We start from the raw sequence: 22,432 nt of genomic DNA, 5'->3' as shown, positions 1-22,432 counted from the left end.
GAAGAACTAATGATCACCCAACCATGTCGCGAGCCGTTTGGCAATATCATGAAACGCTTTACCTTGCAGGCTATCGGAACAAGCCGGTGGCTCGCCACCATCGCTTGACTTGCGAATTTCAATATCCAAAGGCACGCGGCCCATAAAGCTCATACCCATGGTTTTGGCCGCAGCCTCCGCTCCACCGGCACCGAAGGGATCACTGACCTCTCCGCAATGCGGGCATATATAACCAGCCATATTTTCGACCATGCCGATGATCGGTATCTTAGCCTGTTCAAAAAGGTCGACTGCTCGCACCGCGTCCATGAGAGCAAGGTCCTGCGGCGTCGAAACAATCAGCGCACCGACAGGTTTGTGATTTTGCATCATCGACAATTGCACATCCCCTGTACCGGGCGGCATATCGACAATCAAAATTTCGGTATCACCCCAATGCGCATTAACGAGTTGTTCCAGCGCCTTACCGGCCATTGGGCCGCGCCACGCAATAGCCTGCCCTGGCTTGGCGAGATGCCCCATGGACAGTACAGGAACTTCATATTCATTTGGCACGGGGATAAGCTGCTTACCCTCCGCTTCAGGCTTGCGGCCTTCACAATTTAAAAGACGTGGTTGCGATGGGCCATAAATGTCGGCATCGACCATACCAACCTTATGTCCCAAGGCTTTGAGGGCAATTGCAAGATTGGTCGACAGAGTTGATTTGCCAACCCCGCCTTTACCACTTCCGACAGCTATCAGGCGGCGCTCAACTTTTTCCGCGGTCATCACGACATCAACCTTCTCGACACCATCCAGCTCGAGCAGCTTGCCCTTCACAGCAATTTCAATCTGCCCACGGTCACGAACATCCAGTCCACTGACATTCAGAACCAGGGAAACGCGCCCTTCAATCAAGCGAACAGCGCTAAATCTTCCTTTAGCGACGTCTTCAAGAGCCGCCTCAATCACAGAAATATCGGTCATTTGCTTCGCATAGTTACACTTTTATCCGATTGACACTGTTTTTCTGCCATCACGCTACCTATAATGAATTTATGAATAAAAAAATTGACGGGCAAGCATCCCAAAAAACATTCTTGGGTTCAATATTGAACATGGCCAGTCCTTGGGGCAATGGCGGCGGAGACGATGGCAAAGGTGGCGGTCCACGCAACCCTTGGGGCAACCCATCCGGCGGTTCTTCGGGAGGGGGCAAAGGTGGCTCTGCTTCATTGGAAGAACTTTTCAAAAAAGGAACCGGCGGCGGCTTTAAAGGCGGCATTCCGAAACGGCCAGGCGGCCGACCATGGTGGCCGATCCTGCTCATTGGCTTCGTGCTGTTGTGGGTAGCCTTAACCTCAGTCCACCGCGTTAGTCCTCAGGAGCGCGGCGTCGTTACACTGTTCGGATCTTATTCCCGAACCATGCAACCAGGCCTTCACTTTTCACTTCCCTCACCAATTGAACAGATCACAAAACTGGATGTTGAAGAAATTCGCACCATCGACATTCCAACGGGTGAATCGGAAAAATTAATTTTGACAGGCGATCAGAATATCGTCGATCTCGCCTACTCGGTTCGGTGGAACATCAAGTCACCAGAACTTTTCCTCTTCCAGATTGCCGATCAAGAAGAGACAATCAAAGAAGTGGCCGAAGCCGCAATGCGCGCGGCGGTTGCGAACTTCACGCTAGACGACACAATTGGCTCGGAGCGGACTGAAATTGAACAGCAGGTCGAACAGAATATGCAATCTTTGCTCGACGGCTATGGAGCAGGTGTAGTCATTCGCGGTATCGCGATTAAAAAGGCTGATCCACCCGCCGCTGTAAACGACGCCTTCAAAGAGGTGTCAGCTGCTCAGCAAACCGCCCAAACCTATCTCAATGAAGCACGGGCCTACGCACAGCAGTTGACCGCGCAAGCGCAAGGTGAATCCGCGGCTTTCGACAAGGTCTATGAAGAATATCGCCTAGCGCCCCGTGTGACCCGCCAGCGCATGTATTATGAAACCATGGAACGTGTTTTGTCGCAGGTCGACAAGACCATTATCGAAGCTGACGGCGTAACACCCTATCTGCCGTTACCCGAGATTAAGAAACGTGCTCAGGCACCAGCAGTCCAAACTGTGGAGGCGAACTAATGGGAAATACAATGAAAAACCCGGTCGCTCTCAGCATCATCCTTTTTGGTTTGATCCTGATACTGGTCAATACGTTGATTATCGTTCCGGAAACACGGCAGGGCGTCGTTGTCCGCTTCGGTGAGCCAGTGCGGATAATCAATCGGTATCAGGGCGACGTTCCGTTTGGTCAAACCGGAGCCGGCCTGCTGCCAAAAATTCCGTTTTTTGAACAAGTCGAATGGATCGACAAACGCATTCTCGATGTCGAGATGGAACAACAACAAGTTCTTTCCACCGACCAGCTTCGTCTGCAGGTCGATGCATTTGCCCGTTTCCGGATCACGGATCCCCTGCGGATGTTTATCGCAGCGGGCAATGAAGCACGGGTTGCCGATGAATTACGTCCCATTCTTGGTTCTGCTCTGCGGAACGAGCTAGGCAAGCGACCCTTCGCTGCACTTCTCAGCCCGGAGCGAGGCCAGGTGATGGACAACATCAAAACCGGCTTGAATAGGGTTGCGCGTCAATATGGTGCTGAAATTGTAGATGTCCGCATCAAACGAGCAGACTTGCCAGATGGCACGCCGCTCGACAGCGCTTACCAGCGGATGCGGACAGCGCGTGAACAAGAAGCACGAACGATCAAAGCGCAAGGTGCCAAACAGGCCCAAATCATTCGAGCTGAAGCAGACGCCAGTGCCGCTCGGACTTATGCCGAAAGCTTTGGAAAAGATGCGGAATTCTATGATTTCTACCGTGCGATGAAGAGCTATGAAACAACCTTCCGTAAAGGTCAGGATGGCGATCCCAACTCGTCTTTCGTCCTTTCGCCGGACAACGAGTATCTTCGCCAATTCCGCGGCAGATAATCAGCTTTGACCTCCAACCGGGCCATTGTGAACGCATATTATGCGGCGCTCGCTCGGTTGGATGTTGAGGCATTTGAAGCACTGCACCAACCGGATGTCGTCTATAATGTGTCCGGCAACACAGTTATCTCGGGCCGTTACGACAGCTTTGAAGCCTTGAAGTCTATATTACCTCTGATTTTTGACGCGCTTGACTTTGATCAGTTTCAGTTTGCCAAAAACTGGAAGATCATGAACGAAAGCACAGTTGGTATAACCGCCATTATGGAGGCCGAAGGCATAGCGAAGAACGGCAAGCGCTATGATCAACGCTATGCGCATATCTTTACCTTCCGGGACGGCAAGATAGCTTCGGTGCATGAATTTTTCGACACACATCTAGCCAATGAATCGCTTGAATTCACTGGCAAAGATCCATGTCAAACAGATGGTACTTTCAAGTTTTAACCGCTTGGCAGGTATAGAAATAACACCAAAATTGACGTCGACGACTACAAAAGTCGTCTTTTCTGCAAAAGGACGACTTTTTTCGACAAATTGGCACTTTTTGGGTTGCGAATGCGGTTTGTCACACCCAGATATTTGGGACGGGGACTAAAAACACCTATCTTATGGCTGATCTTAACGATTGACTGTGGTAACATTCAAATTCGGTTCATAAATTTTGCGCCAATAATTTATGTAACTTGAAGGATTTTGGCATCGAATGAATATTGTCGATGCCCGTAGATTGAGAGGAATATATTGTGCGTTACGCTTACGGAATTTCAGCAGCTTTGCTATTAGCAGGAGGCGCAGCGACGCTGTCCGGCGTCGGGTCTGCTGGTGCACAGGTAGCTGCAAACGATAGTCAGGTCATGCGCGCTGCCGCACCTCGCGCAGGCGCGCCGATGAGCTTTGCTGATCTGACCGAACAATTGCAACCAGCGGTAGTGAACATCTCTACCACTCAGCGTGTGCGTGTCAGAAACAACCCTTTCGCTGGCACGCCTTTTGACGGGCTATTTGGCAATCGTCGCGGCAATAATGGCGGCGGACAAACTCGCCAAGCCCAGTCGCTTGGCTCCGGCTTCATTATTTCGGCAGATGGCTATGTGGTCACCAACAATCACGTTGTTGCTCCTGGCAATCGCAATGCGACCATCGAAACGATCACCGTGATTATGCCAGATCGTACAGAATATGAAGCCACTCTAGTAGGGCGCGATCCCGCGTCGGATATTGCCGTACTTAAAATCAATGCGGACAAAGACTTACCCTTCGTAAAATTTGGCGATAGTCAAGGTGCTCGCGTCGGCGATTGGGTTATCGCGATTGGCAATCCCTTTGGCCTTGGCGGTACCGTCACGACCGGCATTTTGTCTGCCATTCATCGCAACACGGGACAGGGCGGCGCTTATGACCGCTTCCTGCAGACCGACGCTTCGATCAACCGCGGCAATAGCGGAGGTCCGATGTTTGACCTCAACGGCAATGTGATCGGGATTAACAACGCAATTATTTCACCAACCGGAGGAAATGTTGGTATCGGCTTTGCCATTCCGGCAGAAGTTGCTGTGCCCATTGTCAACACCTTACGCAAAGGTGAGAAAGTGGAACGCGGCTATCTCGGCGTTCAGATCAGCCCATTGACTGAAGACTTGGCTGACTCATTGGGCCTCCCGAAAAATCGCGGTGAATTCATCCAAAGCGTTGTACCAGGAGAAGGCGCCTCCAAAGCAGGTATCCAAGCTGGCGACGTTATCGTGAAGGTGAATGGCCGGGACGTTACGCCTGATCAAACACTATCCTATCTCGTAGCCAACCTGCCAGTCGGTACAAGAGTACCGATTGAATTGCTACGAGATGGCAAAAGAGTGAAAGTTGATGCGACACTTGGCGAGCGACCATCTGAAGAAGAATTAGCCGCCAATTTCGACCCAGATGCTGAAGATCCCATGGGAACTGATGAAGATGGTGCCAGCGCAGAAGCAACAGCTGAAGCGCTTGGCCTATCTGTAGTGGATATAACGCCGTCGATTGCTCGTCAGATCCGGGTGCCTTCAACGCAAAAAGGCGTCGTGGTATCGACGGTAGACCCAAATAGTGACGCAGCACGCAAGGGTATCCGCCGGACGACCGTTATCATCAGTGTGAACCGGCGCCCAATCAACACGGCATCCGATCTGGATAATGCAATTAGTGCTGCGAAACGGTCCAATCGCGAAGCAGTCTTGCTGCAAGTCAAGCAAGGTGGTCGTGATCCACAATTTGTTGCTGTACGCCTCAATGACGAATAAATGGCGATAAACATGTAACTTTACCCAAAGGCCAGCGTATCACGCTGGCCTTTTTGTTGGGTGAGCGATATCTTTCGAATTCGAACAATTAAGGGGATTCGGGTATGGCTGACGCGACAGAGATATTTTTGGGATTGGGTGGAGACGAGCGCCAAAGCCTAAACCTCAAACGTGCCAATCGCCATGGCCTGATAGCCGGCGCAACAGGAACTGGTAAAACAGTCACGCTACAGGGTTTGGCAGAAAGCTTTTCGGCCAATGGCGTTCCGGTCTTTGTGGCCGATGTCAAAGGTGACCTTGCTGGTATCTCCATGGCTGGCTCCCCCAGTTTTAAACATGCAGACAAACTCGAAGAGCGTGCGAAGGAGCTAGGCATGGATGATTATGCCTATTCCGACAATCCAGCGATCTTCTGGGATCTCTACGGCAAGCAAGGCCACCCGATCCGTACCACGATCACTGAAATGGGGCCTCTTCTACTCGCGCGCCTAATGGACCTGAATGACACTCAGGAAGGCGTACTCAATATCGTCTTCCGTTTTGCTGATGAAGAAGGCCTTTTGCTGCTGAATCTGGATGATCTCCAATCGATGCTCGCTTACACCGCAGAGAACGCAAAAGAGCTTTCGGCAAAATATGGCAATGTCAGCAAAGCGAGCGTGGGTGCGATCCAACGTCAATTGCTGCAACTTGACAGCCAGGGTGCCGGACAGTTTTTCGGTGAGCCAGCGCTGGAAATTGACGATTTCATAAATTGCGACGACCAGGGCCGCGGTTATATCAATGTCCTGGCTGCCGACCAACTCATGCGCAGTCCGAAACTATATGCAACTTTCCTGCTCTGGCTCCTCGCGGAACTTTTTGAAACGCTACCGGAAGTGGGTGATCCGGAAAAACCAAAGCTCGTTTTCTTTTTCGACGAAGCCCATTTGCTGTTCGAAGATGCTCCAAAAGCACTGGAAGACAAAATCGAGCAGGTGGTACGCCTGATCCGCTCCAAAGGTGTCGGCGTCTATTTTGTCACTCAAAATCCGATCGATATTCCCGAAGATGTTGCAGGACAGCTTGGAAACCGTGTGCAGCACGCCCTGCGCGCCTTTACGCCTCGTGACAAGAAAGCGATTAAAGCGGCGGCTGATACGTTTCGGATCAATCCGGATCTGGACGTTGAAGAAGCCATTACAGAATTGCGGGTTGGTGAAGCGTTGGTCTCTACTCTGTTGGAAGACGGCGCACCGTCCATTGTCCAGCGCACCTTGATTAAACCGCCAAGGTCTCGTCTGGGTCCAGTGACAGCCAAGGAACGGGCCATCATGCAGTCCATTTCGCCCTATGATGGCAAATATGATGAAGAAATCGATCGTGAAAGTGCCGAGGAAATATTGGCGCAAAAAGTGATTGATGCGACCGAAACCGCAAAAGAAGTCGAAGAAAAAGGCGAAGATGAAGTGCGCAAACGCCCGCGCAAAAGCAAAAGCATTTGGGAAAAGGCCTTTAGTCGAGGTGCGAAGGTTGCCATGGGTTCTGCCGCTGGCATTGCTGCGTCTACCATGCTCGGCAAAAAGTCGCGGGCAAATCCGATGCGATCCGGTGTTACCTCTGCAGTCGGCTCTATCGCAACGGACCTTGCTGGCCCGGTTGCCGGACGATTTGTTCGCAATCTGATTGGTGGATTGATGCGCTAAGCGCTCGGCTCAGTCTTTGCTGCCGAAGAAATTGGCTACGATATCTTTCGCGATTCGCATGGGTCGCAAGGTATCTGCGTCGACACAGCACCAGCTGGATTGCACCTCAGCAAGCACATCTTCACCGCGGCGGATCACAGTGCTGTAAAAGGCGCGCGCGCCATGTACTTTTTCGAGCAGCACCTCAGCAATGACATCATCTTCCAAAAAAGCTGGTTTTCGGTAGGTTATCTCATGCTTCAATGCGACCCAGAGATGCGTTGCTACCGCTTCTGACGGTGCAATTTTTTCCCAATGGGCAATAACCGCATCCTGCACCCATTTCAGGTAATTGGCGTTGTTCACATGCCCCATGAAATCGATATCATCGGGCATTATCGCGATATTGTGATGATGGGGGATGCTGTTCATGATGCTAACAATAATGTTAGCGCTAGCCAATTGATAGGACAAAAACAAAAAAGCGACATGGTTGTGCAATATCGTGCCGGATAGACCCAATTTTTTGTGATATGTCGCTCCAGAACAAAATAACGGGAGGCAAGACATGACCATCAAATACAAGCAGTTCCAATCAGGTTTTGGCGTCCCCAATCCCAGCCCTTTCTGTATGAAAGGCGAGATTTTGTTGAAAATCGCGAAAGTTGAATATGATACCGAGATAATGGACGACCCGCGCAAGGCCCCCAAAGGAAAGCTTCCATTCCTTATCGATGACGGCGCCGAAATTGCCGATACCGCATTGATCCAACGTCACCTCGAAAACAAATACGGGACTGATTTCGATGCCGGTTTGACAGGAGAACAACGCGCAACATCTCACGCCATGGCACGGATGATTGAGGAGCGGCTATATTGGGTAACGGTTTATAGCCGATGGATTGATGATCATAACTGGCCGATCATCAAGAAATTCTGGTTCGGAGCCATGCCACCTCTTATTCGCAATCTCATCCCGATCATCGCCCAGAAACAGGTGAAAAACAATTTAAAGGCTCAAGGGATCGGTCGCCATGCCGCAAAGAATATCTATGCCTTTGGCGCTGCTGACTTGGAAGCATTATCGACACAACTGGGTGAGAAAGCCTTCATGTTTGGCGATCAACCGACTAGCCTTGATACAATCGCATATCCGATCATCGCCAATAGTTTGATCGAAGAGCTACCTAGCCCATTATTGGAGGCCGCCAAATCGCATACGAATTTCGCGCCTTATGTGGAGCGTTGCCAGGCTCTATGGTTTCCTGATGTTACAGGGTAAGCACTAGTAAGAAGACTAAGCTAATCGCAGTTTGAAATTTTCAAACACCAATGGTTGCTTCAGATCAAAATCCTGCAATCCCCGTGCGCCTTTCACGGAAGATAGGAACGTATCGACCATTAATTTATCGGCATCACCCAATCCCTGATAATAATCCAATGCCCGCTGTAACATCCACAAGCTGAATGGCGGTGCGATCCGCTGTCCTGTAACATTCTCCATTGTGAACTCGGCCATACCGACGGCGCGCGGCAATTCTGCTTCAGGATTATCCGCAGACCAAGTTTCCAACATATCCGCAGTGGCCTGCAAAAAAGGCATCTGCTCGCTCATCATCCGTTCCAAAACTGGCATCAGCGTAGCGGGCACCGCGTCATCGGCCAGAAATTCGCCAGACAAAGGAGCTTCGACGCGAACCATTCGTTCAACCCAGGATGCAACGCGCGGGGCCAGTCGGTTCATAATTTCGCCCGACGCAGGATCACGATAGAGATGAGCATAAAGTGGGCCAATAAGACCATAATCACCAATACAGGGCCGCGTACCGAGCAAATAATCATGCTCAGCAAAATGAGCATCTAAGTCAGCCAACAAAGCCTCATAGCTTGCTTCAATCGCCGGAATAGTTTGGGGATTTATACCCAATATAGGACAGAATCCCTTGAAGTTACTGCCCCTTTCTCGGCCAATTGCTAACTGCTCCTCCTTGCTCGCATTCGGAGCAGCGGTTGCACCGAATTCGCCGTAAACCCACTCTTCATTGTAATTCCAACGATAATGCATCGCCGGAATAACCAACCATTCATCACCAAATGTTTCGAGCAACAATGCAACCAGTCGTTGTTTCGGAGTTGACGGATAAATCGAGGGTCCGTCGATCTTTCCTTCAAAATGGTCAATGATACAGGTTGTATCCTGAATGGTCTCTCCGTCTCCTGTATCTAAGACGGGAATAACCGGCCGCCCCACTTTGGGAATGATGATATCCTTATAAACCTCTCCTGAAGAGAGGATTTCCTCATAATTTACGCCTTTCCAGTCGAGATAGGCGCGAGCTTTGCCGGAGTAGAGCGATAGTGGTGCCGCGTATAACTTATGTGCCATCAACCGCGCCCCCGATAAGAAGCCACGCCCTGATCCGGTATCCACAAGCCTTGCGGTGGCTCACCCGATTGCCAAAACACATCAATCGGAATGCCGCCGCGAGGATACCAGTAACCTCCGATACGCACCCATTTGGGCTTCATCTCGGTGAAAAGCCGCTGGCCGATCCCCACTGTACAGTCTTCATGAAAGGCCGCATGATTGCGAAAAGACCCCAAAAACAGCTTGAGCGATTTAGACTCCACGATTGTTTTATCTGGCGCATAGTCAATGACCAGATGGGCAAAGTCAGGTTGCGCAGTCACCGGACAAAGCGATGTAAACTCCGGCACTGCAAAGCGCGTAAGATAGAGTTCCCCGGCCCGCGGATTTGGAACATAATCCAAGATCGCCTCTTCGGGAGAAGTCGGCAGAGCGCTGTCCTGACCCAAGAAACGCGGCGTTGTTTTTGATGTATCTTTATCTGTCATGCAGGTCATCTAGTGCACGGGGCAGCTCATGTCATCCCTGGCCCGATATTCATTGATGGTTCAGCGTGTAGAGGCGCAGAAAAACAACCCAGGGTCGAAAAGGGCAATGACGATAAATCGATTGAGACGAATGAAGCGGACAAGATCGCTGGCAATGATCATTGCCGGGGCACTTTGCCTGTCAATCGTCACTGCCTCCTCGGCGCTGGGTCAGACTGTACCGCGACAATTGCCGCCCGAACCGCCACCAGAACTGCCCTCCGTCAGCGATTATTCCCTGCCGCCGGGTAATGACCAAAATTCTTCGGCTAACCAAGCACAGGGGCCTGTCGAGGAGAATGCCGCACCTCCGCAAGCCACGCCGTCTCAAAATGATGCTGCATCGAGCCCACAACCCGCTGCGCAGTCGCTTCCCTTGCCAGCTACACCGCAGCCGACTGATGCGGCAACGACAGGGTCTCAAGCCCGCTCGGTGCCAACTGACAACAGGCAGCCCGACACACCTGCCAATTCCCCGCAGCGCGCTGTGCCATCGAGTGCTCCTACAGGTGAAAGGGTACCGGCAATCGCAGCACCGCAAAATCAAGCAACGGGCGGTAGCGAGCCTCAACCCGGCTTCACTTCAGATCTCCCGGCTCAAACCGTGCCGTCAACTCCCCGGGCGTCAAGGGAAACAAGCAAGCCATCAACCACCTCACCCGCTCCGGATCTTAATTCGGGAGGGTCCATCCCCTATTTTGTTGGTGGAGCAATAATCTTGCTCCTGCTCGGCGGCTTGCGGGGATATTTTTTCCGCCGTAAGACGGCTGCGTTGTTATCGGAAGAAGAACCAGTCGATCACGCGAATGATATTACGCCATTGCCAGCAGAACCCATCGACCCCACACCAGCATTGCGCAAATCTGCACCTAAGATTTATTCACCACCCAATCCGGCAGAGCCTGAACCCGCATCTCCCACACCATCCAACGGGTTTGTGACATCCAAAATCGGTTTCAGTTCGGAAGCATCCCAAAAGGTCACTGAACCCCGGCCAGCCGCACCAAAATCAACTCCAAAATCAACACAGACAGATTGCTTACAGATTGATCTGATAGCCACTGGCGCTTCATCCACATTGCTGAATGCCGTCCTGAATTACGCCGTAACGCTGACCAATCGCTCTGATCAGCTCTTACGCGGCATCCGCCTATCGGGCGCAATGATGCAGGCGAATTCTGAAAACGCCAGGAATGGAGAACTCGAATCCGGAGAATTGCTGCACGAGATTGAAGAACTGCCAGCTGGTGAAACCATATCGGTGAAAGGGGACATACGGTTACCGCTCAATGCCATTCGGCCCATAACGATCAAAGCACAGGCCTTATTCATTCCCTTGGCTCGCTTTGGCGTTGTTTATCTCGATCAACATGACGTTGAATGCCAACAAATTGCGTCGTTTATTATCGGCCGGGAATATGAACCGCGGCGACCCAAAATGGCACCCTTTCGCTTGGATCTTGGACCTAAAATCTTTGAGCCCGTTGGTCAGCGGCCACTAAACACCTGAAATCGATCAACCTAATGTACTAAAGCACAGGCTGTCTTTATCCGCATTCCGCTCCATCTAAACGGGATGCAGGAGAAAACACTTATTCCAATCCTTGGCGACCAATTGTCATGGAACATGTCTTCACTCGCCGGCCAAGAGAAAGATCGATCAGTATTGCTTATGATGGAGGTGGAAGCCGAGGCCACCTATGTAAAGCATCACAAAGCCAAGATTGCTTATATATTTTCAGCCATGCGTCATCATGCCGAAACGCTCCGTTCGCGTGGCTGGACAGTTGATTATGTGAAACTAGATGATCCCGACAATAGCGGCAGCTTTACCGGCGAGATTGCTCGGGCATGCGAAAGATATACCATCGATTCAATCCGAATTACCGAAGCCGGCGAATGGCGAATCATGGCCATGATCGAAAATTGGCAGGATCAATTTGATATCCCGGTCACCATTTGCCCTGACGATCGTTTCATCGCCACCCATAAAGAGTTTGATGATTGGGCGGAGGGTAAGAAGCAATTGCGGATGGAGTTTTTCTACCGCGAAATGCGGCGTAAGACAGGTTTATTGCTGGATGAGGATGGTAAACCTGAAGGTGGCAAGTGGAACTATGATGCCGAAAATCGCAAGCCAGCCCAGAGCGATTTGATGATGCCAAAACCCATCCGCTTTGATCCGGACGAGATCACCCAAGAGGTCATGGAACTGGTTGCAGAAAAATTTGCAGACCATCCCGGTTCACTGGATCATTTCCATTTCGCCGTGACTCATGAAGAAGCATTGAGGCAACGGCGCCAGTTTCTCGATCATGCCCTGGCGCAATTTGGCGACTATCAGGATGCAATGCTTACAGGAGAACCCTTTCTCTGGCATTCGATCCTGTCACCTTATATCAACAGCGGCCTACTCGATCCGTTGGAGCTTTGTCAGGAGGTGGCTGATCTCTATGCCGACGGAAAAGTGCCGCTTAACGCTGCCGAGGGTTTTATCCGCCAGATTATCGGCTGGCGCGAATATGTTCGGGGTATCTATTGGCGCGAAGGACCTGATTATGCGGAACGCAATTTCCTAGACGCCCGCCGGCCACTACCAGAATTCTATTATACCGGTGACACAGATATGTTGTGCCTGTCTGAGGCAATCGGTCAGACGTTAGATCTTTCCTACGCTCACCATATCCAACGGTTGATGATCACCGGCAACTTCGCCCTTATCGCGGGAATTGATCCTCATGCGGTCCATATCTGGTATCTGGAAGTCTATGCAGATGCCTATGAATGGGTAGAATTGCCGAACACACTGGGAATGAGCCAATTTGGTGATGGCGGGATCATCGCTTCCAAACCCTATGCCTCATCCGGCAATTACATAAACAAGATGTCAGATCACTGTACGTCCTGTCGCTATGATGTGAAGCAGCGAATGGGCAAGAAAGCTTGCCCGTTTAACGCACTCTACTGGGATTTCCTGGCTCGCAATGAAGAAAAGCTGGCGAAAAATAACCGGCTCGCCATGCCCTACCGCATCTGGAATGCAATGGATTCTGACGTACAGAAACAGCTCCGTGACGGTGCGCAAGCATTTCTGGAACGATTGTAAATCAATCATTTGCCGAAAAGCCACATAAGCTGTGGATTCCATCTTCAATGCATTATAGCCTCGACGGTCTGAATACGAATCGATAGATGTCGGCATATTAAAGTCGTGGCGATTTCGTCGCCCGCTTGCACAAGGAGCATAAAATGGAACTGCTGGTAACCACTGACTGGCTTGCAAATGAACTGGGCGCATCAGATTTGCGTATAGTTGATGCCACCAAATTCATGCCTGATGCCGGGCGTGATCCAGCCGCTGAATATGAAGCAGGACATATCCCCGGAGCAGTCTTCATGGACCTGGGCGAGCTGACCGATACCGGCAATCCAGTGGAAAATATGCTTCCGCCACCAGAGAAATTTGCCAGCCGTATGCAATCCCTCGGCCTGGGAGACGGCAGCCGTATCGTACTCTATGATGATAGCCCACTGAAAAGCGCTGCGCGCGCCTGGTGGATGTTGACCATTTTTGGAGCCCATGAAGTTGCAATTCTCGATGGTGGCATCGCCAAGTGGAAGGCCGAAGGAAGGCCGCTTGAATCAGGTAAGGAGGCGCTGCGTCATCGCCACTTCACTGTGTGGAAAGATGATAAGGATGTTCGCACCAAAGCGGACATGCTGGCCAACTTGCATAGCAAGGACGAGCAAGTTGTTGATGCCCGGCCAGCGGCGCGTTTTTCCGGTGCGGAAGAAGATCCACGCCCGGGCATTGTTTCTGGCAGTATACCGGGATCGGTCAACATTCCGCACAGCGAGTTTTTCAACGCAGATGGTACTTGGAAAACCGCTGATGAAATGAAGGCATTGTTCGACAAGGCCGATGTTAATTTGGGCAAACCCATTGTCACCACCTGTGGTTCTGGCATGACAGCGGCCGTGGTTTCATTTGCCGCGGCGGTTGCCGGCGCCGAAAAAGTCGCTCTTTACGACGGCAGTTGGGCTGAATGGGGAGCGGACGCAGATACACCCAAAACGACTGCTTGATGTAATCAGCTCTGTTTTCACCGCTAGGGCTGAGCCGATCGAAGCCCCTCTCTAGTCAAGAAGTGCCCTTCGACAGGCTCAGGGCTAGCGGGATAACAATTGGCCAAAAGCAAAGACAAACCCACCAATAGTCCAGCCACCCAGGCCGTTACGAGCGGCAGGCGCAAGGAATGGACCGGCGCTATTGTCAATCCGCCAGTTTGGCGTGGAAGTACCCATCTCTATGACACGGTCGCAGATTTGCGGGCCGGCGTTAAAAATAACGAAGATGGACGCTTTTTCTATGGTCGCCGCGGTTCCCCCACCCAATGGTCTCTGGCGGAAGCCCTTACCGAGATGGAACCGGGAGCCACTGGAACCATGCTTTATCCTTCCGGCGTGGCCGCTATTGCCTGTGCAATGCTAGCGGTACTCAAACCGGGAGACGAGGTGCTGCTTACGGACAGCAGCTACGACCCAAGCCGCAGCTATGCAGACGCGTTCCTGAAACGCATGGGTGTCACTGCGCACTATTATGACCCATTGACCGGCGAAGACATATCAGGTCTTTTTACCAACAAAACCAAAGCGGTACTACTGGAAAGCCCAGGAAGCTTGACCTTTGAAGTGCAGGACGTCCCGGCCATTTGCAAGGCCGCCCGTGCCGCCGGCATCGTAACGCTGCTCGACAACACATGGGCAACATCCCGTTTTTTCCCAGCACTGGAAAAAGGTGTCGATATCTCCATCGTAGCGGCCACCAAATATATCGTTGGTCATAGCGACGTGATGATGGGTGCAGCCACGACCCATGAGAAATATTGGACCCGGCTCAGACGGACGGCGCAACAGCTTGGTCAAGTGGTCTCGCCCGATGATGCTTATCTTGCTGCGCGCGGTTTGCGAACTTTGGAAGTCCGATTGAAGCAGCATGAACAGTCAGCACTCACCGTTGCACATTGGCTGAAAGACCGACCGGAAGTTGGACGGGTTCTACATCCCGCGCTGCTTGATTGTCCCGGCCATGAAATTTGGAAACGCGATTTCAATGGATCATCCGGACTTTTTTCATTCGAGCTAACAGGAGGTGACGAAACATCGCGCGCAGCATTTATTGACGCGCTGAGCTTGTTCGGAATTGGCTATAGTTGGGGCGGCTTTGAGAGTCTGGCCCTACCTGTCGATCCGGAAAAATATCGCACAGCGACAAAATGGGAAATGAAAGGTGCTCTGGTTCGATTGAACATCGGGCTTGAAGACCCGGGCGATTTGATCACTGATCTTGCCAAAGCGTTTGAACACTATAACAATAGCTTATGATGCAAGACATTCTTGGTTACATTGAATCTCTAGCGCCGGATACGCCGCGCAATGTGCAATATATAGAAAGCGCGGTCGCCGTGAGCCTGGTTGCGCTGGCGCTTTTGTCCGGCTGGTTCCTCAGCAAGTATATCGGTCCAAAACTACGCCACATTTGGGAAACTCGAGCCGGCTATGAAAGTGACCTAGCAGGAAGGCGCATCCGTGACATGACGCGGCGTGCCACAACCTTCATATTATCCGGCTTTTTTCTGTCGATATGGGATTGGCAGCTTATCCCTCAGGTGGTCTTTGCCTTGACCATCGCTATCACCATGGGCCTATTCACCAATGACCTGATCCGCGGCGTGCGAATGCCTGATTGGCTGGGGACGGTCATGGGGCTCACAGTTTTCATTACGGCCGCCCTCGGTTTGGTGGGCAATATTGACCGTATTACTATTGCGCTGGAACGGGTCGGTCTCGATGTCGGTACTAATCGCATTTCGCTATTGGCCGTTGTCACCACGATCATGACCGCGGTCATATTGCTCGCGATTGCGCGCGTGTTGCTGAAACTGGTTGGTCACGTGATCGCGAACAGCCAGCTGGACGGTGCGCAAAAGGTGCTGGGTCAGAAGCTTGCGACGGTTGCGATTTTGGGTGCGGCCTTCATCCTCGGCCTCGATGTTCTCGGGATTGATCTCACTGCCCTAGCAGTTTTCTCCGGCGCCTTTGGTTTGGCTATTGGTTTCGGGATGCAGAAGACAATTGGTAACTTGATCGCCGGGATCATTTTGCTGATGGATCGTTCGATCAAACCCGGCGATGTGATTGCCGTTGGTGACAGCTTTGGTTGGGTCAATAAAATCGGTGTGCGTGCGGTTTCGGTCCTTACCCGCGAAGGGAAAGAACATCTGATTCCCAACGAAAACCTGATGACCCAGGAAGTTGAAAACTGGTCATATTCCAACAAAAATGTGCGGATCAGCATTCCAGTCGGTGTCTCTTATGACAGCGATATGGATCAGGTTATTGAATTGATGAAACAAGCCTGCGTCGATGTCCCGCGCGTGCTTAATCACCCAAAGCCGGTGGTCTGGATGCTGGAATTTGGTGACAACAGTGTGAATTTTGAAATCAGATGCTGGATCAAAGATCCGGAATCAGGCGTTGGCAATTTCAAGGCAGCCGTATTGAAACGGGTTTGGGATTTGTTCAAAGAACATGATGTCGAAATTCCGTTCCCGCAGCGCGACGTCCATATCAAGTCACTGCCGGATAAAGGGACAGTAAAGCTTTCGGCCGAATGACGGTTTATTTTTGAAGCAAGTCGAGCGTCCGGCGACCAGTCATCTGGATTTCGCGCATGAGGCGCTGAGCCGCAATATCGACACGATTGCGACCGGCTGAATTTAGCTGCAACAAAGCTTTGGCGCCCGTCTGTGCCATAACAGCCAAATCATCACATCCACGGTCAAACCGCTTCTGGGTCATCGGGAAACTATCCCGATAGGCAGATTCCATAACAATAGGGTCCGAAACAGTGAATGAAACACCCTCTTCTCGCCCAGCCATATTGGCCACCAAACCGGCAACCGACTCGACCGCTTTTAGCCGCGCAAAGCTCTCGGCAAAGGGATCTCCCTCGCCATTTGCTTTTTCAATGGAATCAATCTTTGACATCACACCGCGATATAAGCTCATGGTTAATAAGCCCTAAACACGCAGAATTACGGTCTTCTACCTTACTGTGGCTTGATTGCCACACTATCAAAATATGTCATATTTGCTGTCATTTTTCTGTTGTGCAGCGCAGCAATATGATGCAGTTTTTTCCTGCATGTTTTGAGATTGTCTGTCGTCAGCCTTGTTGACGCAATAAAAAGACAACCGGGACAAATTCCAGGAGGGGCGATACGCATCAACCAGAAAGGGATTTTCATGCGCACGTCCACAAAAGCCACATTTGGCAAAAAAACTAAATCGGGGATCATCGGTCTTTCGGCCATCCTATTTACAACAACAGCGGCTCCCGCCTTCGCTCAAGAAGTTGAAGGCAGCGGAATTACAATTTCCGGTAATGCTGCAATCACATCTGATTATCGCTTCCGCGGTCTGTCTTTCTCAGACGGCGATATCGCTGTACAAGGCGGTATAGACGTTTCTCATGAAAGTGGTTTCTACATTGGCACATGGGCGTCTTCGATCGAAGACAGTGCGACCTTTGGCCACACCGAGCTTGACCTTTACGGCGGCTGGTCCGGCGACGTTACCGATGGTCTGACATTAGACGTTGGCCTGCTCTACTATGTTTATCCCAATGGCGAAGGCGGAGCGGCTGGTCCAAGTGACTATTTCGAACCTTATGCCTCGGTATCGACAACCATTGGTCCAGTCGAGCTCACCACCGGTATCGCCTATGCCTGGTCTCAGGCCAGCCTTGGCGATGACGACAACGTCTACATCTATACCGGCGTTTCCGGCGGAATTCCAAACACGCCGATCTCGCTCAATGCGAATATTGGCATCAATGACGGTTCGTTAGGTAATCCTGTCGGCGTTATTGGCGACAATAACTATATCGATTGGACACTGGGTGCAGACTGGGCAATCACAGAAAACCTGACTGCCAGTGTAGCCTACACAGATACAGATGCACCTTCAGTCAACAATTTCACTGATAGTGCTGTTGTGTTTACTTTGGGCGTAGCCTTCTAAGCCCATTCGGGTTTTGAATTCACAAACAGGTTCGTCACAATGTGGAAGGCCATTCTGGGATATGGAATGGCCTTCTTTTTTGTGTCTACACGCTTGCGGCAATCAATTTTTTCGTCGTTTCGGCGTTTGGACTACCTATCACTTGAGCTGAGTCGCCCTCTTCAACAATATGTCCCTCATCCAGCACTATGATGCGGTGACAAAGCCGCCGCGCCGAAGCGATGTCATGCGTTATGAAAATTATGCTGAGCTTTCGGGACTCTTGCAGTTCTGCCAGCAATTGCAAAATAGATGATCCAACCAATGGATCCAACGCCGACGTCGCTTCATCGAGAACCAATAGTTGCGGACTGGCAATTATTGCCCGCGCAATCGCCACGCGCTGTGCCTGCCCGCCAGACAAGCTGCTTGGCCTTCGATCAAGAAATCCAGTATCAAGGCCCACGTCATCCAACGCTTTGACAACCATCTTCTCACGATCTGCCGGGATCAATTCCGGTTTTAAGTTCTTTAACGGCTCCGATATGATGTCCCGTACCTTCCACTGTGGATCAAGGCTCGCCACCGGGTCCTGAAACACGGGTTGAATCAGGCTGCGCATCGTCAAACTGCGTGCGCGGCGTTCAGGCAATATGTTATTTTGCCACTTGACCGTTCCGGCAGTCAGCGGGCCAATGCCGGCTATTGCCCTGCCCAATGTCGATTTGCCCGAACCAGAGCCTCCGACAATTGCAACCGCTTCGCCTTCTCTGACTGTTAGGCTGGCATCAGAAACAGCCACTATCTTGCCGCGCCGCCAGCCAGGTTTTGGGAAAATAACGGTAGCGGCATGAGCTTCCATCAATACATCGCCGGTTTTGGGAAGGTTGGGCGCCGGCTCCATCAAGCGCGGAGTAGCGGCGATCAAGCGGCGCGTATAATCCTGCCTTGGATTGGCGATAACGGCAGTTGTGGGACCGGTTTCGACCACCCTACCCTGCTCCATCACGACAAGATCATCGGAATGCCCCTCTACGGACGCAAGATCATGGCTAACGAGCAGCATTGCGAGACCTTGTTCTGCGCGCAATTCATCGAGCAACGCCATAATCTCCCCGCGCAAGCTGGCATCCAAGGCGCTGGTTGGTTCATCTGCTATCAGCAATTTGGGACGATGTGCGATAGCTGCCGCAATCATGACCCGCTGCCGCTCTCCGCCCGAAAGCCGGTGCGGGAACTGATCCAGTCGTTCATCAGCCCGCGACAAACCGACACGCTTCAGCTTCTCAGCCAATTCATTCCGCGACTGTCGCGATGAACCGGCTTGTATAGCTGCCTCCTGGAGCTGAGCACCGATAGTCAAATGGGGTGTCAGCGCGGTCAATGACTGCTGGAAAACAAATCCGGTTAACCGGCTACGGGCGTGGTGCATTTGATCAGCACTCGCGTCGCTAAGCTCAATCCCGTCCAGTTTGATGGAACCATCAGTAACCCCGGGCGTAAGACCAAAAGGCGTAAGGCAGGATAGGCTTTTTCCAGAACCGGAAGCCCCGATAATCGCTGTACATTTGCCAGTTTCAACCGAGATATTGACACTGTCGACGAGCCGTTTGCCATCAATTGAGATGGCCATATCTCGTATCTCATAGAGGCTCATGAGTATATGTCTCGCAAGCGCTCGCCCTCTATCGTGAGGCATACCAGCAGTAACACAAGCAACCCGCCTGGCAAAAAGAGCCCCAGCGGTGTCATATCCATGTCGTCAGCGCCTTCCTTTACCAATATACCCAGCGAGGTCAGCGGTTCCTGAACGCCCAAACCGAGGAAAGACAGGAAGCTTTCGACCATCACCACTTGCGGCACTGTGAGCATAAGATAGGCCAGCGCGACGCCAGCAATATTGGGCAAGACATGTTTCATTATGATGGCCAATGGCGACGTGCCGGCAGCTTCAGCCGCCAGTATGAACGGGCGCTGTTTAAGGGCCATGACCTGTCCGCGCACCACACGCGCCATGGTTAGCCATTCGACCAATCCGATACCGACGAAAACCAGCAAAATCGAACGACCAAATATCACCATGAGGAGAATAACGATGAACATGAAAGGCAAGGCATAAAGCGCATCAACAAACCGCATCATCGCTTCATCTACCTTGCCGCCGACCCAACCAGCAACTGCGCCCCAAGCTATGCCAACGATAAGCGATACCAAAGCAGCTGCCACAGCGACCATCAGAGTAACACGGGTTCCTGCCGCCAAGCGCGCTAGCCGGTCACGGCCTATTTCGTCTGTGCCAAATATATGGGACCCACTAAAGACTGGCGCACGCACAGCATCCCAATCAATCTGATCATAGGTCCACGGCAAAACGAGTGGCAGGACCAGCGCCAATGCAACGACCGTTAACACCACCCACAGCGGCCAGTGGTCGCGATGTAAAAGCGCCCTCATCCTTCCCGCATCCGCGGATCAAGCCAACCGTAGATGAGATCGGCAAAGAGGTTAAACGCAATGATCAGGGAGGCGTAAAGCGTCACCACGCCAAGAACCAGTGGATAGTCCCGGTTGAGCGCTCCCTGAACAAAATAGCGGCCCAATCCCGGCAGGCCGAATACGGTTTCGACAACTACCGCTCCGGTGAGCAGACCAGCTGCTGCCGGCCCGAGATAGCTGGCCACCGGCACCAACGCCGGGCGCAAGCCGTGTTTGAAAAGGATCTTTGTTTCCGACAAACCTCGCGCTCTCGCGGTGCGAATATGATCCTGTTTCAAGACAGTCGCGAGGCCAGCTCGGGTCAATTTCGCAATAGCGCCGGACACCGGGAGTGCCAAAGCTACAACCGGTAAGATAAGCCAAGACCAGCCTTCTCCTATACCAGAAACCGGCAACAGCCCAAGCCAAAGCCCAAAAAACAGGGCCAGTGCCGGCCCGGTTACAAACGTGGGTAAAGCTGTTGCAACAGTCGCGAACATCATGATTAGTTTGTCCGCCGCTTTTCCGGCTCGAACCGCGGCGAACAGACCAGCGGAAATCCCAATCAACAAAGCCAAAGCTATCGCCAAACCACCAAGGGTCAACGAAATCAGCAATCCCTGCGCCACCAACTCAGAAACCGTAAAATCCCGATACACCAAGGACGGCCCGAAATCGCCCTGTACCAATCGCGAGATGTACATCCAGGCCTGTTCCCAAAGCGGTTTGTCCAGGCCGTAGGTGGTTTGCAAGGCCGCCTGGGTTTCAGGTGGTAACGGCCGCTCCCCATCAAACGGTCCGCCAGGGGCCAATCTCATCAGAAAAAAAGAAGCCAATATAATCGCAAGCAGCGTCGGGATCGCTGTCATTAACCGCCTTGCGACCAGCGCTAGCATGAGGTGTTACAGTTCCATCTGGCCAAAACAGCCGCGCACTTCGTTGATAAACAATTCCGGCACTTCCATCGCAGCGAAATGACCACCTTTTTCAGCTTCACCCCAATATTTGAGATTCTTGAATCGCTGCTCCGCCCAGCGACGGGACGGCGCCATTATCTCATTGGGGAAAATACTGCATCCTGTAGCGAGATCGACAGGATCGACATTGGGATTGCCAAAGCTCTCGCGATAGAGACGCGCCGAGGACGCCCCGGCATTATTGAGCCAGTAGAGCATGATGTTATCGAGCAGCCGGTCGCGATCAAAACTGTCATCGGGTGTCATCGCGCCGTCGGACCAACCCTGAAATTTCTCTAACACCCAAGCCAACTGGCCCACGGGCGAGTCAGCCAGGCCGTAACCTAATGTTTGCGGTTTGGTACGCTGGATTTCTGCGTAACCGCCGCCTTGCGTTTGATATTCCGTGAACCGCGCAAGCGACGCCTGTTCTTCTGGTGTCGGGCTTTTCATCACCTCTTCAGGCGGCGTCCCCACCACGACGAGGTTGATATGGATGCCGGCACAAGATCCAAGATTTTCCACCCCGATGGCAGAGGTCACTAGTGCCCCCCAATCGCCGCCTTGCGCAAAATAGCGATTATAGCCCAGCCGTGTCATCAACACATCCCAAGCGCGCGCGATCTTCTCCGCCCCCCATCCGGTTTCGGTCGGTTTGCCCGAAAATCCATAGCCAGGCAGCGAAGGAACAACGAGATGATAGGCATCTTTCTCATCACCGCCATGCGCCACCGGATCCGTCAGCGGGCCAATCACGTCCATAAATTCGACAATCGAGCCCGGCCAGCCATGCGTCATGATCAGCGGTCGTGCATCAGCCTCGGGTGACCGGATATGCATGAAATGAATATCCACACCATCAATTTCCGTCATGTGATGCGGATATTGATTCAAGGCCGCTTCACAGCGCCGCCAATCATATTTTTCTCGCCAGTAATCAGTCACTTGCTGAATATAAGCCAAGGGAATGCCCTGGGACCAATCGTCCACAGGTTCCGGGTCGGGCCAGCGTGTGAGCGCCAATCGGGCTTGCAAATCATCCAAGGCCGATTGCGGAATATCAACCTGGAAATCCCTGATTTCATCGCTCATCGCACCGCCTCCATTTCATCCAGCTAC

Annotated in this window: 21 protein-coding genes; 12 read left to right on the top strand and 9 right to left on the bottom strand. The window is 52.0% G+C overall.

The window, feature by feature from the left end; all coding sequences use genetic code 11:
• Positions 1–6 precede the first annotated feature (6 nt).
• Positions 7–969 carry an Mrp/NBP35 family ATP-binding protein gene (locus tag BS29_RS04720; protein WP_326838493.1) on the bottom strand — a complete coding sequence of 321 codons (963 nt, stop codon included), beginning with the start codon at positions 967–969 and terminating at the stop codon, positions 7–9.
• 131 nt (positions 970–1,100) lie between these two features.
• On the opposite strand from BS29_RS04720, the gene hflK reads away from it, so the two are divergent.
• The 5 genes from hflK to BS29_RS04695 all read left to right on the top strand — a co-directional run bounded on the left by hflK (position 1,101) and on the right by BS29_RS04695 (position 6,944).
• Positions 1,101–2,129: an FtsH protease activity modulator HflK gene (hflK, locus tag BS29_RS04715; RefSeq protein ID WP_229956943.1), complete on the top strand. Its 1,029-nt coding sequence runs from the start codon at positions 1,101–1,103 to the stop codon at positions 2,127–2,129.
• Between the two features lie 11 nt (positions 2,130–2,140).
• On the top strand, positions 2,141–2,980 hold the full coding sequence (hflC, locus tag BS29_RS04710; RefSeq protein WP_407673747.1) for a protease modulator HflC: 840 nt from the start codon (positions 2,141–2,143) through the stop codon (positions 2,978–2,980).
• Positions 2,981–2,986: 6 nt separating this feature from the next.
• Positions 2,987–3,427, top strand: a complete 441-nt coding sequence (locus tag BS29_RS04705) for a nuclear transport factor 2 family protein (protein ID WP_229956067.1) — start codon at positions 2,987–2,989, stop codon at positions 3,425–3,427.
• A gap of 299 nt (positions 3,428–3,726) precedes the next feature.
• Complete coding sequence (locus BS29_RS04700; protein WP_229956066.1) at positions 3,727–5,259, top strand: Do family serine endopeptidase; 1,533 nt, start codon at positions 3,727–3,729, stop codon at positions 5,257–5,259.
• Positions 5,260–5,363: 104 nt separating this feature from the next.
• Positions 5,364–6,944, top strand: a complete 1,581-nt coding sequence (locus BS29_RS04695; protein WP_229956065.1) for a helicase HerA-like domain-containing protein — start codon at positions 5,364–5,366, stop codon at positions 6,942–6,944.
• 9 nt (positions 6,945–6,953) lie between these two features.
• On the opposite strand, the gene BS29_RS04690 is transcribed toward BS29_RS04695, so the two are convergent.
• Positions 6,954–7,355 carry an acyl-CoA thioesterase gene (locus BS29_RS04690; protein WP_229956064.1) on the bottom strand — a complete coding sequence of 134 codons (402 nt, stop codon included), beginning with the start codon at positions 7,353–7,355 and terminating at the stop codon, positions 6,954–6,956.
• Between the two features lie 136 nt (positions 7,356–7,491).
• Between BS29_RS04690 and BS29_RS04685 the strand changes: the two genes are divergently transcribed.
• Positions 7,492–8,205 (top strand): glutathione S-transferase family protein, encoded by a 714-nt coding sequence (locus BS29_RS04685; protein ID WP_229956063.1) that lies wholly within the window; start codon positions 7,492–7,494, stop codon positions 8,203–8,205.
• Positions 8,206–8,220: 15 nt separating this feature from the next.
• Here the strand turns inward: BS29_RS04685 and BS29_RS04680 are convergent, their stop codons facing one another.
• Positions 8,221–9,309: a glutathione S-transferase family protein gene (locus BS29_RS04680; RefSeq protein WP_229956062.1), complete on the bottom strand. Its 1,089-nt coding sequence runs from the start codon at positions 9,307–9,309 to the stop codon at positions 8,221–8,223.
• The gene (gene queF, locus BS29_RS04675) at positions 9,309–9,779 is read right to left on the bottom strand and encodes a preQ(1) synthase (protein WP_229956061.1); all 471 of its coding nucleotides are present in this window, start codon (positions 9,777–9,779) and stop codon (positions 9,309–9,311) included. The genes BS29_RS04680 and queF overlap by 1 nt, the downstream gene beginning before the upstream one ends.
• 130 nt (positions 9,780–9,909) lie before the next feature.
• On the opposite strand from queF, the gene BS29_RS04670 reads away from it, so the two are divergent.
• The 5 genes from BS29_RS04670 (at position 9,910) to BS29_RS04650 (ending at position 16,495) form a co-directional block, all read left to right on the top strand.
• The gene (locus BS29_RS04670) at positions 9,910–11,328 is read left to right on the top strand and encodes a hypothetical protein (protein WP_229956060.1); all 1,419 of its coding nucleotides are present in this window, start codon (positions 9,910–9,912) and stop codon (positions 11,326–11,328) included.
• Between the two features lie 66 nt (positions 11,329–11,394).
• Entirely contained in the window at positions 11,395–12,924 is a 1,530-nt protein-coding gene (locus BS29_RS04665) for a cryptochrome/photolyase family protein (protein ID WP_229956059.1), read from the top strand.
• Between the two features lie 143 nt (positions 12,925–13,067).
• The gene (sseA, locus tag BS29_RS04660; RefSeq protein ID WP_229956058.1) at positions 13,068–13,904 is read left to right on the top strand and encodes a 3-mercaptopyruvate sulfurtransferase; all 837 of its coding nucleotides are present in this window, start codon (positions 13,068–13,070) and stop codon (positions 13,902–13,904) included.
• Positions 13,905–14,003: 99 nt separating this feature from the next.
• Positions 14,004–15,203: a cystathionine beta-lyase gene (gene metC / locus BS29_RS04655; protein WP_229956057.1), complete on the top strand. Its 1,200-nt coding sequence runs from the start codon at positions 14,004–14,006 to the stop codon at positions 15,201–15,203.
• Positions 15,200–16,495 (top strand): mechanosensitive ion channel family protein, encoded by a 1,296-nt coding sequence (locus BS29_RS04650; protein WP_229956056.1) that lies wholly within the window; start codon positions 15,200–15,202, stop codon positions 16,493–16,495. The genes metC and BS29_RS04650 overlap by 4 nt, the downstream gene beginning before the upstream one ends.
• Positions 16,496–16,499: 4 nt before the next feature.
• On the opposite strand, the gene BS29_RS04645 is transcribed toward BS29_RS04650, so the two are convergent.
• On the bottom strand, positions 16,500–16,889 hold the full coding sequence (locus tag BS29_RS04645; protein ID WP_229956055.1) for a hypothetical protein: 390 nt from the start codon (positions 16,887–16,889) through the stop codon (positions 16,500–16,502).
• 237 nt (positions 16,890–17,126) lie between these two features.
• Between BS29_RS04645 and BS29_RS04640 the strand changes: the two genes are divergently transcribed.
• Positions 17,127–17,903: a TorF family putative porin gene (locus BS29_RS04640; RefSeq protein WP_229956054.1), complete on the top strand. Its 777-nt coding sequence runs from the start codon at positions 17,127–17,129 to the stop codon at positions 17,901–17,903.
• Positions 17,904–17,988: 85 nt separating this feature from the next.
• On the opposite strand, the gene BS29_RS04635 is transcribed toward BS29_RS04640, so the two are convergent.
• The 4 genes from BS29_RS04635 to BS29_RS04620 are packed head-to-tail and all read right to left on the bottom strand — an operon-like array spanning position 17,989 to position 22,405.
• A complete protein-coding gene (locus BS29_RS04635) occupies positions 17,989–19,515 on the bottom strand; it encodes an ATP-binding cassette domain-containing protein (protein WP_229956053.1) in 1,527 nt (508 codons plus the stop codon).
• 20 nt (positions 19,516–19,535) lie between these two features.
• On the bottom strand, positions 19,536–20,336 hold the full coding sequence (locus tag BS29_RS04630) for an ABC transporter permease (RefSeq protein ID WP_229956052.1): 801 nt from the start codon (positions 20,334–20,336) through the stop codon (positions 19,536–19,538).
• Positions 20,333–21,226, bottom strand: a complete 894-nt coding sequence (locus BS29_RS04625) for an ABC transporter permease (protein ID WP_229956051.1) — start codon at positions 21,224–21,226, stop codon at positions 20,333–20,335. The genes BS29_RS04630 and BS29_RS04625 overlap by 4 nt, the downstream gene beginning before the upstream one ends.
• A gap of 33 nt (positions 21,227–21,259) precedes the next feature.
• Positions 21,260–22,405, bottom strand: a complete 1,146-nt coding sequence (locus tag BS29_RS04620) for an epoxide hydrolase family protein (protein WP_229956050.1) — start codon at positions 22,403–22,405, stop codon at positions 21,260–21,262.
• Positions 22,406–22,432 lie beyond the last annotated feature (27 nt).

This window comes from Parasphingorhabdus litoris DSM 22379 (genome assembly GCF_020906275.1).
Taxonomy (GTDB): Bacteria; Pseudomonadota; Alphaproteobacteria; order Sphingomonadales; family Sphingomonadaceae; genus Parasphingorhabdus; species Parasphingorhabdus litoris.
This window is presented reverse-complemented; position numbering and strand designations above follow the sequence as displayed.